This window comes from Pseudoxanthomonas sp. CF125 (assembly GCF_900104085.1).
GTDB lineage: Bacteria > Pseudomonadota > Gammaproteobacteria > Xanthomonadales > Xanthomonadaceae > Pseudoxanthomonas_A.
On record NZ_FNLD01000002.1, the window covers coordinates 398,630 to 412,730 of the forward strand.

Genomic DNA, 14,101 nt, shown 5'->3' on the forward strand with positions numbered 1-14,101 from the left:
TTTGCAAAGGTCCGATAGAAATCTTCAAGACCTTCCCGGCGCGGACGGCCAGACTCGAAAGTGCAACCTTCTTTTGAGGAGACGTCCCATGGGAATGCATAGCCAACTCCGGACCTGCACGTGGGTCGCAGTATTGTTTCTCGCGACCCTCCCGGCGCTAGCCGGCACGTCCGATTTCCCTGCTGGTTTCCGCATGCAGGAGATCCAGACCAACGGAACCACTTTGCATGTTCGCATAGGCGGAACAGGGCCCGCCGTGGTGCTCATCCATGGGTACGGCGACACCGGCGACATGTGGGTGCCCCTGGCGGCGGATCTGATGCGCGACCACACCGTCGTCGTACCGGACCTGCGGGGAATGGGGCTCTCGGCGATTGCTGCGGAAGGTTTCACCAAGAAAAACCAAGCCGAAGACATTGCCGGAGTGCTGGACGCGTTGCACATCGACCGCGCCGATGTCGTCGCGCACGATATCGGCAACATGGTCGCATTTGCGTTCGCCCAGGCCCACCCGGCCCGCACCACGCGGCTGGTGGTGATGGACGCGCCAGTGCCCGGGATCGGCCCGTGGGACGAGATTCTCAAGAACCCGTTGCTTTGGCATTTCCGTTTCGGCGGGCCCGACATGGAACGTCTGGTGGCCGGGCGCGAGCGCATCTATCTGGACCGGTTCTGGAACGAGTTTTCCGCCAATCCGGCGCATTTCCCGGAAGCTGCGCGGCGTCACTACGCAGCGCTCTATGCGCGGCCGGGTCGCATGCATGCAGGCTTCCTGCAGTTCGCCGCTTTCGATCAGGACGCGATAGACAACCGCGCGGGGTTGACAGCTGGACGCCTGAAAATGCCCCTGCTCGCCGTCGGTGGCGACCATTCCTTCGGATCGACCATGGCCTTCGTGATGCGTTTTGCCGCCGACGACGTGCACGAGGTGGTGATCTCCGATGCCGGGCATTGGCTGATGGAAGAACAGCCGCAAGCGACGGTCGCGGCGATCCGCGCCTTCCTTGACGCGGATGCGCGGCTCGCGCAGGCCCGTCTGACGTCTTCAGAGGTCGATGCTGTCGCGCGAGGCGGCGCTGGAGCGGGCACATCCGGGATCAGCGGCGTGCAGACGACCCTCCTCTCGGGAAATCCGAATGCGGCTGGGCCGTACGCGATCGAAATCCGCGTCCCGCCCCGCACGCGCATCGCCTCGCACAGGCATCGCGACAACCGTACCGCGCTCGTCGTGTCCGGCGAATGGTACTTCGGATACGGCGAGCAGGCCGACGAAGCGACGGCCCGTACGCTGGGCCCGGGCAGTTTCTACACCGAGCCGGCAGGCGACCCGCATTTCGCCTTCACCGGAGACCAGCCAACGGTCGTCTACATCACCGGTCAGGGTCCGACGGATACGACTTACGTAGTCGCCGCGCACGCGTCCAGCAAGCAAGGGGAGTAGCCATGGCGTCGTTCGCAACCATCCGCGATCCGCTTGCCGACCACTTGCTCACGCCAAAGAATGCCGCTCTGGTCATCATCGACTTCCAACCTGTGCAGGTCTCCTCGATCCAGTCCCGCCCGAAACGCGAATTGGTCACCAACATCACCGCACTGGCCCGTATCGGCAAGCTCTACGAACTGCCGGTTGTGCTGTCCACGGTGAACGTGAAGACCGGTCGTAACCAGCCGACCATCCATCAGATCATCGACGTGCTGCCCGACGTCCACCCCATCGACCGCACGTCCATCAATGCATGGGAGGACGAGGATTTCGTACGGGCCGTGAAAGCCACCGGGCGGAGGAAGCTCATCATGGCCGCCCTGTGGACTGAAGTCTGCCTGGTCCACCCTGCACTCGATGCCATCAACGAAGGTTTCGAGGTCTATCCGGTCATCGATTGCGTCGGCGGAACATCGCCCGAAGCGCATGCGCTGGGCGTTCAACGCCTCGTCCAGGCCGGCGGCAAACCAGTGGGATGGGTGCAGCTGATATGCGAACTGCAACGCGATTGGAACCGAGAGAAAACGACGCCGGGATTCGCGGACATTCTTTTCGCGGTCGAAGGCCATTGATCGGCCAAGGCAGGAGATCCATATTCAACGCGGAAAATACGGGGTCAGAGCCAGCTTGGGCGTAGGCTGGGTTGGTTTCACTAGCCCAGCGGCTTCATCGGGCTCCCGACATGCTGGGTTGATGGAGCCAACCCAGCCTACGCGCCTGCTCTACCCGTCTTTCCGAAAAACCGGCGCCGGGCCGCCGGTGACTCTGACCTGCGCGGTCTTGGCGGTTTCGCCAAGGTAAGCCAATGCGAACTGTGCGAACTTGACGCTGTTCTGCGCCGATTCGCCCATAGTCGCCAGCGTGTCGCTGGTGGTGTGGATGTAGGGGAAGCTGCCGTTCGGGCCGCCGGCCTCGAACATCATCGCGGCGGGATAGCCGGCGTTCGTCCACGAGGCATGGTCGGAGCAGGCGTAACCGCAAGTAACGCTGCCGCGCGTGAGACCCTTCGGCGCGAGGTAGGTATCGAACAGGGTGACGAAGAAGTTCTTCAGATCGGCGTTGGAATAGTCGGCGATCAGTTTCATATCCGGCACCGCGCCGGATTTGTAATTGGTCATGTCCACCTGCAGCACCCCGACGACGTTGACGCCGCTGCTGCGGAAGGACTGTGCGATAGCGTTGGAGCCGCGCAGGCCGACTTCCTCTGCGGCATAGCCCATGAACTTCACCGTGCGCCGCGGCCGCCAGCCTTCGGACAGCGCAATGCGCAGCGTTTCGGTGAGGGTGGCGATGCCCGATGCGTCGTCGTCGGCGCCCGGCGCGAGCTGGTTGAGATCGTTGCGGTTGCTGGCGTTGATCGAATCCAGGTGTGCGCCCAGCACCACGACTTCGTTGGGCAGGTCCCAGCCCTGGATGGTGAGGATCACCGAGGGCTGCGTGGAGCAGTTCGTGCAGGCGGTGAACAGTTCGGTGGTGACGTAGCTGCGGCCGGCGGCGATCGATTGCCAGTGGGTGCGGATCCATTCGGCCGAGGTCTTGCCGGAACTGCTGGCGTAGTAGCGATTGCGATAGCTCGAGAGGTGATTGATGGTGTCGTAGATGCGGCGCTCCTCCACCTGCGGCAACCAGCGGTCCACGGTGGCCTGATTGTCGAGCGTGTAGCTGGCGAGCAGCGATTTGGTCATCGCCTGCCGCGAGCGGTCCGCATGCAGGAAAGCCTCGGCCTGCGTACGACTGGGAAACGCGAAAAAGCCGCCGCAGCGACGCTCTTTGACATGCACGTGGCGGCCGATCTCGCCAAGGCTGTCGGCCCTGATTTCCGAAATCACCAACGGCATGCCGGTACTGTCGCGCCGCCCGACCGCATCGCGGGTCAGGCCACGGATACCCTGATAGGTGTCGCGTGAGGTCACGATATACACCGGCGCGAACGGGTCGGTCTGCGACCACGGCGCCGTCGCCGTCGGCGGGATGACCGTGCCGTCTGCCCAGATCGGATGCCGACGCGGCGTTTCGGCAGCGTTCGCAGCGCGCTGCGCGTTCAGTCGGGCCACTTGAGATTGAGATGAGGAAAGTGGACTGACGGCGGCGGCCTGCGCCGCGCGCATATTGTCCGATCGCAACATCACAATGCTGATCAACCCGCAGAGCAGCAGCGTCGTCGGACTCAGCAAGAACGGTTTCATCGTGGCATCCCCCGGATGACCGCTGGCGGCTTTCCTGTCGCCACGCTACCACTTTTACGGCCGGCCCGGATTGCACGGATTGCCCGTTGAATCCGCGCTGGCATCGACAGAGCGGGGCATTTCCATCGCGAACAAGGAAGGAAACAGCCATGCGCCATGGAAGGCGAAAAACCGGGATCAGAACAAGTTTCCCTTCGATCTGCACAGCCAGCCCGCGATACCACCGTAAGCCCTCGTGCGGTATGGGAAAAGTTCGATTGACGGGCTCCCCGGGCCGTGCCCACAATCCACACTACACCTCGTTTTTGGGTCCAATCGTAGTTGGATGGCAATAAGAATTTGAAGCCATACATCAGACGGACAGCGGCAGCCCCGTCCCGAACGAAAAGAGGCACACATGAGTCGCATGCTTCTCATCATCTTTGCAGTTTGCGGGCTTGCCGCCGCGGCACAGCGACCTTCCGTGAAGTGCGCTGAAGATTCTCCGGAGCGGCGTGGAGAGGTAGGTTGTACGATTCTGGCCAATAGACCCCTGCATGGGTCCACGGCCAAGCCCGTGTATTGGCATCTTGATCGTTTCGATTCCCTCGAGGCCGCGAAGAAGGCCGCCGGTCCTAACGGCGTCGCTGCCGAAGCACATGGCTCGGTGTGGCTCATGACTGTCGAAACTCAGGCTGAGGCACATCATGGCGGCCATCACGTCGCTTGGATAGGTCCTGTCGAAATGCCCGCTGCGAACCGTTATTCGATGCGGGTACTGTCCTCCATGCTCGAGCCTGGAACCACCACCCCCGTCCATACTCACTCCGGTCCAGAGGTGTTCTACGTTGTCGCTGGCGAACAGTGCTTGGAGACTCCCGAGCGCAGCTACAGCCTTGGGCCCGGCCAATACCTTGTCTTACCTGCTGGCGTTATCCATCGTGGGCGACCCGGCGGGTCCAGCGCACGACGGGTACTGGCGGTCAATCTGTATGATGCCGCGCAGCCGATCAGCCATGATTTGAACAATCCGCCGCCACTGGTTCCGTGCAAAGCTGCCATCCAGTAGTTCATGCGACCAGCTGAAGGGAACGGAGGCAATTGAGCCACTTGATTGCCTCCGTTTCCTTTGCAGTCCCTCCATCGCTATGTGCAGGCTGGCAGGGTGCACGCTTAGGTCCATGATATTGCCGTAACCCACTGTGCCGTGTGCGGGAAAAGCGGGATTGGGAAAAACGAAGTCCGGGCAAGTTTTCCAACCCAGCGCGGCTCGTAGGCTGGACGGCTTCGCCAAACGGGTCGGAGTACGGTTCCGGACTAGCCAGAAATGAACTGGAGTAGGTGCTTGCCATACTTGCCGGTGTGTGTGGCGGTGACCGCGACGATCGCGTAGCCGAAGATCAAGCCGACTGCCGCAAGTGCGACGACGGCGGACCATTTCGCATTGCCTGACTGGACTAGCCGCCTGTGCTTGTTGCGGATGAAAAATTCGGCGACCAGCAGGTTAGGAACAAAGAACAGGTAGAGCATTGCGTAGTCCAGTGGACCGCTCGTGTCGCCTTTGCCAAAACCGATACCCCCCGCCAGGTCCTTCCACGCCCGGATTTCCAGATCGAACAGCCAGGAACCAAGCACCATCGCGAACAGGCGAATGGCCCAGGCACGATGCAGGTCGAAGCGCTTGGCGCGCGCGTGTACGTAGGCCATGGCCGCGCTCAGCATCATCACTGCGCCCCATATCCCGAAGGCTATGGACGCCGATTGGACGTATGCGCCGCGCGTAAAAATGAACGACAGGCCGCCGGTTCCGGCCAGCAGTCCTGCCGTCACATACACCCGGCCGGTCCAGCGATGGACGGCGCGATGGCGGGCCCGTATGCGGCTCGACAACAGAATGGGCCACGCCAGCACCAGCACCGCGCCGCAGACGAAGTGCATACCGATGCCAAGGTTGGCGATCCACTCGGAAACCGACCGTATCGGCAGTCCGGCCACCAGGTCGTGCCATTGATCGAAATTGCTGAGGGTGCTGCCGGCGCCCCGCAGGATAATGTAGGTGCCGAATACTCCCAGGCCCACCAGGCACGCGTAATAGAAGAATCGACCGGTCCAACGCAGCAGACGTGCCGGAGCGGAACCCAGCTGCGGCTGGGATTGGCCGATGTAAGGGCTGTCTAGTTCATTCATGACAATCTCCATTCATTGGCTGCACAAGATCTTTCTTGCGCGACCAGGATCGGCCAAGGGCATGGACAAGGCTTAAGGGCAGTCGCAGGTTCCGCGTAGATTTGGGCCCCAATGCTTAGGGGAGGCTTAGGCCGGCCCCAAGACGCGCTATATACTGGCCCGAGCGGAAGCTCTTTCGCCGGGGACCGTATGTCGCAGCCTGTTCCGCGCAACCTTGTCTTCGACGACGTGGTCATCGACTTCGCCGGCAGACGGTTGGTGCGCGGAGGCAGCGAGCAGTCCCTGGAACCCAAGGCTTTTGCCGTGCTTGCAGTGCTGGCCGGTTCGCCTGGCCGCGTGTTCACCCGGGATGAAATCCTGGAGGCGGTCTGGGGCCATCGGCACGTTACCCAAAGCGTACTCAACCGTATCATGAGCGTGCTGCGCCAAGGACTGGGCGAGGACGCGCAACATCCGCGACTGCTGCGCACTGTCTACGGGATCGGCTATCGCTTCGACCTCCCAGAACATGCGCTGACGATTGACGGAGAAGCGGAGACCGCCGGCCCTCCCACTGATCCGCGTCCGTTCCAGTCGCCTCCACTGCAGGCCGCGACACCACGTTCCAAGCGGGCCCGTTGGTTCGTCCTTGCGGCCATTCCTACCGTTCTTGTACTGACAATCGCAGTCCTCAGCTGGCTGCCGGGTAAAGATGCAGGTAGCGCGACCTCCGCTCTGCCGGACCGAGCGCCCGCCCCCTCGCCACAACCCTCGCTGGCCGTGCTCCCGTTTGCCGACCTGTCCCAGGCACGGGACCAGGAATATCTGGCCGACGGTCTGGCGGAGGAAATCATCAATCAACTTGCGCAAGCACCGGCGATGCGGGTGGTAGGGCCCGCTTCGAGCTTCTCGTTCAAGGGCAAGAACGAAGACCTGAGCGCGGTCGGCCGGAAGCTCGGCGTTGCCTATCTGCTTGAAGGCAGCGTCCGCAAGGATCGCGATCACCTGCGCGTCACCGCACAGCTCGTCCGTGCCCAGGATGGCACCCACCTGTGGTCCAGAACCTATGCGAGCGAACGGCGCGACATATTCAAGATGCAGGAGGAAATCTCCCGCGACGTCGCGCTGGCCCTGAGCGTCAAGCTGGATGTCGCCAAGTTCAACCGCGAGCAGGGCGGTACCACCAACGTGGAAGCCTACGAACGCTTCTTGCGCTGGCGCAACATCTCCATGCAGGAACGGTTCGATTTCAGCCACGATCGCGAACGCTTGCAACTGGCCCGTGAGATGGTGGCGCTGGATCCGCAGTGCGTGTTGTGCTGGGATGCGCTGGCCGGCTCGCTCCTGTCCATGGCGCAAGAAGTAGGCGGCGTTCCAGCGGAGAAGTTGCGCGCCGAGGCACGCCAGGTTCGCGAGCGCATCGCCCGCATCGCACCGGACAGCTGGGTGGCCAGGCGAGACCGCTCCAATGCCCTGTGGCGCCAGGGCAAGCGCGCCGAAGCCATAACGCTGGCGAAGCAGGTCGTGGATTCGGGCCCGATGAGCAAGGAACGCGTCTTTGATTACGCTTACATGATCTATGCCATGGGCCACCTGGACGAAACCGTGACCCTGGTCGAGCAGGTGCGCGCGCTGGAACCCAGGGCGCTGTTCCTATCCCGCGACCTGCAGTTCGACTACGTCGCCGCGCGCCGTTATGGAGATGCGGAGGCCGAGTACCAGCGTGGCCGGGAACTGGAAGGAAGCCAGCTGGAACCGGATTACGTCGCCTTCTTTCGCCAACTTGCGGGCAAGCGACCCGGTGGGCTGCACGAATTGAGAATGCTGCACCGCCGGCTGTTGGGACAAAGCAAGGAATACGACACGCCCTTCTTCCGCGACCTCGGCGCGAGGCTGGACGATCGGGAAGCCATGCTTGCCCTCGTGCGCAAAGCCCTCGCGGACGAGTCCTACGGCGGTGGCGCCGACTTCGCGTACCTTTGGACCAGCGTGGCCGACGCATTGGGCGAGGCGGATCTGGCCGTGGCCGCATTGCGTAAGGATCTGGAAGCGCAGAAGGGTTTCAAGGAAGGCAGCATGGAGCAATTTCCTTATGTCGCGTTCTGGAACGCGCCCTATTCAAGCGTGCGCGCGCATCCGGACTACAAGAAGCTGCTGGTCCAGGCCGGCGTCTCCGGGTACTGGCGGCAGACCGGCAAGTGGGGAGACGGTTGCGCGCCGCTAGGCACGGATGATTTTGAGTGCCGGTGACGGGATACGGCACGTGTGAAGCAGGTTAAACCACTCCTATTCTCTGCATTGGCAGGACTCCAGCTAAAGCGGGGCGGAGGCGATTAAGTCGTTTAATTACCTCCGTCCCCTTTAGTTCGTTCAAAAGCTTCACCCAACTGGCCGAAGCCGCCGACCAGATCGTCGCCACCGCTTCTTGCGACCGGAGTAACGCGCTTCAGGCTAGGCCTGTTCGCGATCGCTCAGGAAATACTCGACGTCTCACCGCTTGTGCCGCGTAGACAAAGCCCGATTGACGGGCCTCCCAGGCCACACCCACAATCCGCGCTACGCCCCGCTTTGGGGTCTGATCGTAGTTGGGGCGCTATGGAAAGTTTTCGGATATCCACAGAGACAGCAGGGCTAGATCTCCCGCTCATCCACCGCTTCCTCTCCGAGCACACCTATTGGGCCAAAGGCATTCCGTTTGCCTTGGTGCAGCGGTCCATTGACCACTCGCTCTGCTTCGGCGGCTTCCTCGGCAAGTCCCAGATCGCGTTTGCTCGCGTCATCTCCGACTACACGACCTTCGCCAACCTTGTGGACGTCTTCGTCCTGCCGGAGCATCGGGGCAGGGGTTATGGCAAGGCGCTCATGGATGCTGTTTTCGCACATCCGCAGCTTCAAGGGCTACGACGGTTTACCCTGGCCACAGGGGACGCGCATGGGTTGTATGCTCAGTACGGGTTTACGGCACCGCTGTATCCGGAGTCGCTCATGGAGCGATACTTCCCGAGTGTTTATGCAGTGGCGCCCTAACAATTCATTCAAGCCGAAGCCGCTTCGCGGCCCGGCTGTGTCAGGCGTTAGGTGGCTATGACACGTTGGTGGCTGCTTGGAGTGATTCTGTTCGGCAGCATTTTTGCGCTGTTCGGACTATTGCGTGTCGACGCTGGAGTTCTTGATTCGCGCACGATTCGCTGGACACTCATATTATTTTTATTCGGCTGCTATTTCGCAATCGTAATGTTTGGCACGGCAGAGAAAAAGCGTTCCCTTTCGTTGCTAACCCAGACTTTTCTTGGCGTTGTCCTGGCCTTAGCAGTCGCAGCACTGGTTGGCGCCACTGCTGAAGGATATGTTTTAGCGCTGGCGTTGGGTCTGGTTTTGGGATTCACGGCGGATTACTGGATGGAGCACGTCCAATTTCCATAGTCACTACCTGACAATTCCTTTCCGCTCAAGATTGCCGTAGCGCGCGGATGCTAGCATCCGCCCTTTCGGCATTCTCAGCCCAACCCGACATGAAAACTTTCCTGGCACTTCTGCTGATCGCACTGTCCGTGCCCTCGACCGCCCGGGCGTCGGAGGTCCATGTTCCAGCAGGATTGCACGGAGACAACATCGAACAGGCAATGTCCATTCTCGCGCGCGAGACGATGGCGGGCTATCGCGACGAGGACCGCCAGCGTTATCTCGGCACGCTGTTCCGGCTCCAGCTGGCCGCCGGGCAGTACACAGAGGCGGTGAAAAGCATTGAGGACCTTCGCGCATTGCGCAAAGACGATCCCTCCCAACCGCCGCTGTACTTGCAATACGAGATCTATGCGCGGGCGAAGACCCTGCAGGCGACGCGCGGGCTGCCGTTCGCCCAGGCTTGGAGCGCGGTCTTCGCCGAACGTTTTGGGGCATTGGAAGACAAAGTCGCGCTGCAGGCCGAGTTCGGTTTCGGCGGCTACCTGCCGCGGATGCGCGGCGACCTGGACGCGGCGCTTGCGCGGACTTCCGGAAAGAAGCGGCTGCCATTGGCGGAGGCGGTCGACCTGATCCGCGCCTGGCAGGTGCATGCGGCCTACTGCGCGTTCCAAGCCCTGTTCGATCCGGCACTGGCGGCGGACGATGCGCGCCGTTACGCGATCGACCGCGATACCTTGGTTCGCACACCGGAGGGCGCCAGTATCGCCGTCCTGATCGTGCGCCCGGCCAAGGCGCCGCCATTGCCTGCGCTGTTGACGTTCACCATCTACGCCAACGACGACTGGGCCTGGAGCGATGCGAAGAAGGCCGCCGCATACGGTTACCCGGGCGTAGTGGCCTATTCCCGTGGCAAGGGCCGCAGCCCCGACGCCATCGTCCCGTACGAGCACGATGGCGCCGATGCCGCTGTTGTGATCGACTGGATTTCCAGACAGCCATGGAACGACGGCCGCGTGGGCATGTACGGGGGCAGCTACAGCGGCTACACCCAATGGGCTGCCCTGAAGCACAAACCCAAGGCATTGAAGGCAATCGCCACCTCCGCCACCCTCGCACCCGGCATCGACGCGCCGATGGAAGGCGGCATCTTCTTCAATTTCATGTACCCGTGGCCGCTGTATGCCGCGAGCAACCGTTGGCTGGACGATGCTCGCTACGGCGACAACGCGCGCTGGGCCGCGCTCAATCGCAACTGGTACGCCAGTGGCCGCGCCTACCGGGATTTGCCGGCCATCGATGGAAGCGCCAACCCGGTGTTCGCCAACTGGCTGAAACATCCCGGTTACGATGCCTATTGGCAAGCCATGATCCCGCAAGGCGACGCATTCGCCGGCATCGACATCCCCGTGCTGGCCACTACCGGCTACTTCGACGGCGCACAGGCCGGCGCTCTGCATTACTTCCGCGAGCACTTGCGGCATCGCCCGGAGGCCGACCACACCCTGCTGATCGGCCCCTATGAACACTTCACTATGCAGACGGGCGTGCCGCCAACCGTACAGGGCTATGCGCCAGAGCCTGCTGCGCGGATCGATCTGCAAGCCCTGCGGCTGGCATGGTTCGACCATGTGCTGAAGGGCGCCCCGAAGCCGGAAGTGCTGGCCGACCGGGTGAACTGGCAGGTCATGGGTGCGGACGCATGGCGGCACGCGCACACACTGGAAGCAATGGCGACGCGCACGCAACGGCTATGCCTGGTGCCGGGCGCGACGGCCGATGCGAACACCTTGTCCACGCAACCTCGGCCACAAGCCATCGTCACGCAACGCGTGGACTTCAGCGACCGCGGGGACGCCGACTGGACGCAACCGGCCAATGTGGTCAACACCCAGCTTGACCCGCATGCGGGTCTGGTCTTTGTCGGCGATGCGCTGCCGCAAGACGCCGAACTGGCCGGGGCGTTCAAAGGCGTACTCGACTTCACCGTAAACAAGCGCGATGTCGATGTTGTCCTCGGCGTGTACGAGCGCAACGCCAAGGGCGAATACCTCGACCTCGCCTGGTGGCTGCAGCGCGCCAGTTACAACGCCGATCGCCGCCAGCGACGCCTGCTGCGGGCCAACGAGCCGCAACGACTCGTCGTGGAGGACACGCGCCTGATCGGCCGCAAGCTGGCCGCCGGCAGTCGCATCGTGGTGACTCTCGGCGTGATCAAGCAGCCCGACCGCCAGCTCAACCTGGGCAGCGGCAACGAACCATCCGATGAAGTCATCGCAGACGCGGGCCAACCCCTGGAAATCCATTGGCGCGGCAGCAGCTGTCTGGAGTTCGGTTTGCGCGAGTGATTTACCGGGGCTACAGCCCGAACACACCAAGCCCGACCACCACAGCATGACTCCTGGTTTCTACTACTAGTTCGCCAAGGTGCGGCACGTCCATCTGCAGGGAGACCGCTTCCACATTGCCGACCGTGGCCGGCAATGCGAAGTATCCGTGTCGCAGCTGCAATGGGTCGGAGGACATGATTGGATCAATCCGAGGACGGTAGTTCTGCATCTCGGCAGCGACACCGGATTCGGGAAACAGCGGCGTTTATTGCGCGTTGGCAGTGGTGGTCCGGTTTCAAGCAACACCCGGTTGTCGACAAACTGGACAGACTGATCGGCCGACATGATCGCGATCAATCGAAAGCAGACCACTAGACCGTAGGAGCGACGTGAGTCGCGAAGCTGGGAAAGCGCAGCACTGGGGACTTCGCCGTGAATCGCCGACGCTTCTGCATGGAACACTTCCGTGCGAGGGTTGGCCCAGCTTTTTGGTGTCCGATTTATCGGGACCCACCCACTCCGTCCCCGTTTTCGTTCTCACAAACTGGGGGCAACACAGCAACCCGATCGAACACGACGAAGAGACGCCGCTTGAGAGTAGGTTGATGTGTGAAAAATTTACGTTCGCCCGTTAACAATAAGTTAGGCCTCTATTCTTTCCGGAAACTCCTCCACAGACGGCCATTTGGTTCCAGTCAAGCGACACGCCGTTTGTCAAAAAAGCCAAAAAAAATCTTGACGGAGTTCAAAATATGGAAGAGGCTCATCGCAAGGGGTAGGCACTAGAGTCTTGGTTTGCAAAGTATTGCGAATGGGTCCTTTCGGGACCGATGGGGAAAGGCCGCTTCCGAACCGATGGGCTAGATACTCGGGTATCCCTGTCGAGCGAAGGTCGTCTGGTTTGATATGCATGCTCAAAGCTCGCATCAGACGTCAAGAATGCTTCTGGATCCAGGCATGCGTGCAGAAAAAGAAGTGTGCCGCTTGTGAATTCCTTCGAAATAACCAACAACCCGTTCATCGATGCTGATCCTGTAGGGGCCTAATTAGGAATCGACATGGCAACGCTAAGAGCAGTCGCACTGATTCTGAATTCTGTCCTGCTGCTAGGGGCGCTTATCTTTCTAATCGGACTCGGAAGAGATTACGGCGCGGATGCGGGCGACTACGCGCCAGGATTATTCGCTCTGGCAACCTCCGTGATTAGCCTCATAACCATCTTGATTCAATCGCGCCGGATGGCGTAACCCACTCATTTCCACCAACGCGAACGAGGCAGGCCGCTATGGCTATGATATCTGTTGTGTTTGGAACCCTTGCGCTCCTGGGTTATGCGGTCTTCTTGCTGACGCATGGGCAGTCTGCAGTGCTCTATTGGGGCGCGGCGATATGCGGGATTGTTGCCGTAGTGTTTGGGATCATAGGCAGAAAGCAAAAACAGGGAAGAATCGGCCTGGGGGTGGGGCTCATAAGTCTCGCGGTGGGATTGGCTCTCTTCCTGTGGTTAAACATGCAACCCGCGTAGGGCGGGCTGAAAAAATGGGGTCAGAGCGCGCTTTCTAAGTAGGAAAGGTGCTCTGGCCCCGTTATCAGGAAGGTGGAAAAGCATGTGGATCGTAAATCTTCTCCAATCACCCCTTGCCCACACTACTATAACGATAGTTTGGCCTGCGCTCGTATCGCTGCTGATCTTTAATGCAGCGAGGAAAGCGGAGAGGTCCGACCTGAGATTGGGGCCTCTTCTGGAAGTTTTGGATGCACTGGATGGCGCAGAGAAAGCCGTCCGTAGTTTTCATGTCAGGTACGCCAACGGCTATAAATCCGATGAGGAATTCGTTTCGGACGCCACGTTGGTATTCTCCAAATGCTCCGCTTTTCTCAACATTTCAAGAGACGTCAAGAAGCGCGTGCTGCTTGGTCCGCAGATGCAGTGTATCGACAGTGCTCGCGAAAGCTTGGTTCGAGAACTTTTGGCGATCCGGTACGACGATAAGTCCGCTCCATTTCCTCATGGAGAGAATCACATTCAAAAGATCGCTGCTGCATTGAAAGGTATCGAGCTGCAGGTCGCGGAGAGGCCCTGAATGGATTTTCAAAGGTAGCCGGCTTAGCCAGCGCAGCGCGGGTAAGCGAAGCGCACCCGAGCTACGATGCTTCGCTGTTGGAGGCTGCTGGGATGACGATAGTTGCCTTGGTGTGGCGCGAGGTGAACGGCGTCGAGGGTGCATGGCCGTAGGAGCGGCGCAAGCCGCGAAGCCCTCAGCGCCGAGCGCTTACTGGTTTCGCGACTTGCGTCGCTCCTACAGCGCCGATGCTTTCATTCATGGGCCGGTCAACGCGGTGGCGGAATGGCTGCATTCCACCTTTCTCCGCTGAGTGAGCAAAGGAGGGTCGCCGTTGGATCGGGCGGCGTCACCCGGCAACCGGAAAGTTTGGTGAACGTTGAGGCACCCCGGGTGCGCTGCGCTTACTCGGGCTGCTTGCTGACGCGTTACGATGCCGCACCCCATCGCTGGCACGCTTTAGGTTCCGCATGAAGGTCCGTAGGCTGGCTC

General features: G+C 61.1%; 11 protein-coding genes. 8 read left to right on the top strand and 3 right to left on the bottom strand.

Annotated features, from left to right (window positions below):
- Nucleotides 1-88: 88 nt before the first annotated feature.
- Complete coding sequence (locus BLR66_RS11245; protein WP_093286092.1) at nt 89-1,441, top strand: alpha/beta fold hydrolase; 1,353 nt, start codon at nt 89-91, stop codon at nt 1,439-1,441.
- 2 nt (nt 1,442-1,443) lie between these two features.
- Complete coding sequence (locus BLR66_RS11250; protein ID WP_093286097.1) at nt 1,444-2,055, top strand: hydrolase; 612 nt, start codon at nt 1,444-1,446, stop codon at nt 2,053-2,055.
- 150 nt (nt 2,056-2,205) lie between these two features.
- Here BLR66_RS11250 and BLR66_RS11255 read toward each other — a convergent pair whose 3' ends face one another.
- Nucleotides 2,206-3,669: a M20/M25/M40 family metallo-hydrolase gene (locus tag BLR66_RS11255; RefSeq protein ID WP_093286100.1), complete on the bottom strand. Its 1,464-nt coding sequence runs from the start codon at nt 3,667-3,669 to the stop codon at nt 2,206-2,208.
- 397 nt (nt 3,670-4,066) lie between these two features.
- Here BLR66_RS11255 and BLR66_RS11260 point away from each other — a divergent pair, with 397 nt between their 5' ends.
- The gene (locus BLR66_RS11260; protein ID WP_093286103.1) at nt 4,067-4,717 is read left to right on the top strand and encodes a cupin domain-containing protein; all 651 of its coding nucleotides are present in this window, start codon (nt 4,067-4,069) and stop codon (nt 4,715-4,717) included.
- A gap of 248 nt (nt 4,718-4,965) precedes the next feature.
- Here BLR66_RS11260 and BLR66_RS11265 read toward each other — a convergent pair whose 3' ends face one another.
- On the bottom strand, nt 4,966-5,835 hold the full coding sequence (locus BLR66_RS11265; RefSeq protein ID WP_176943847.1) for a DUF2306 domain-containing protein: 870 nt from the start codon (nt 5,833-5,835) through the stop codon (nt 4,966-4,968).
- A 189-nt stretch (nt 5,836-6,024) separates the two neighbouring features.
- Here BLR66_RS11265 and BLR66_RS11270 point away from each other — a divergent pair, with 189 nt between their 5' ends.
- From BLR66_RS11270 to BLR66_RS11285, 4 genes are all read left to right on the top strand, one after another.
- Nucleotides 6,025-8,064, top strand: coding sequence for a winged helix-turn-helix domain-containing protein (locus BLR66_RS11270; RefSeq protein WP_176943848.1), 2,040 nt, complete (start codon nt 6,025-6,027; stop codon nt 8,062-8,064).
- A 345-nt stretch (nt 8,065-8,409) separates the two neighbouring features.
- Nucleotides 8,410-8,841, top strand: a complete 432-nt coding sequence (locus tag BLR66_RS11275) for a GNAT family N-acetyltransferase (RefSeq protein ID WP_093286114.1) — start codon at nt 8,410-8,412, stop codon at nt 8,839-8,841.
- Nucleotides 8,842-8,898: 57 nt separating this feature from the next.
- Entirely contained in the window at nt 8,899-9,237 is a 339-nt protein-coding gene (locus BLR66_RS11280; protein WP_093286118.1) for a hypothetical protein, read from the top strand.
- 200 nt (nt 9,238-9,437) lie between these two features.
- Complete coding sequence (locus BLR66_RS11285) at nt 9,438-11,564, top strand: CocE/NonD family hydrolase (protein ID WP_176943849.1); 2,127 nt, start codon at nt 9,438-9,440, stop codon at nt 11,562-11,564.
- Between the two features lie 10 nt (nt 11,565-11,574).
- Here the strand turns inward: BLR66_RS11285 and BLR66_RS19220 are convergent, their stop codons facing one another.
- The gene (locus BLR66_RS19220; RefSeq protein ID WP_176943850.1) at nt 11,575-11,742 is read right to left on the bottom strand and encodes a hypothetical protein; all 168 of its coding nucleotides are present in this window, start codon (nt 11,740-11,742) and stop codon (nt 11,575-11,577) included.
- Between the two features lie 1,411 nt (nt 11,743-13,153).
- Here BLR66_RS19220 and BLR66_RS11305 point away from each other — a divergent pair.
- Nucleotides 13,154-13,630 carry a hypothetical protein gene (locus BLR66_RS11305; RefSeq protein ID WP_093286133.1) on the top strand — a complete coding sequence of 159 codons (477 nt, stop codon included), beginning with the start codon at nt 13,154-13,156 and terminating at the stop codon, nt 13,628-13,630.
- Nucleotides 13,631-14,101: the final 471 nt, after the last annotated feature.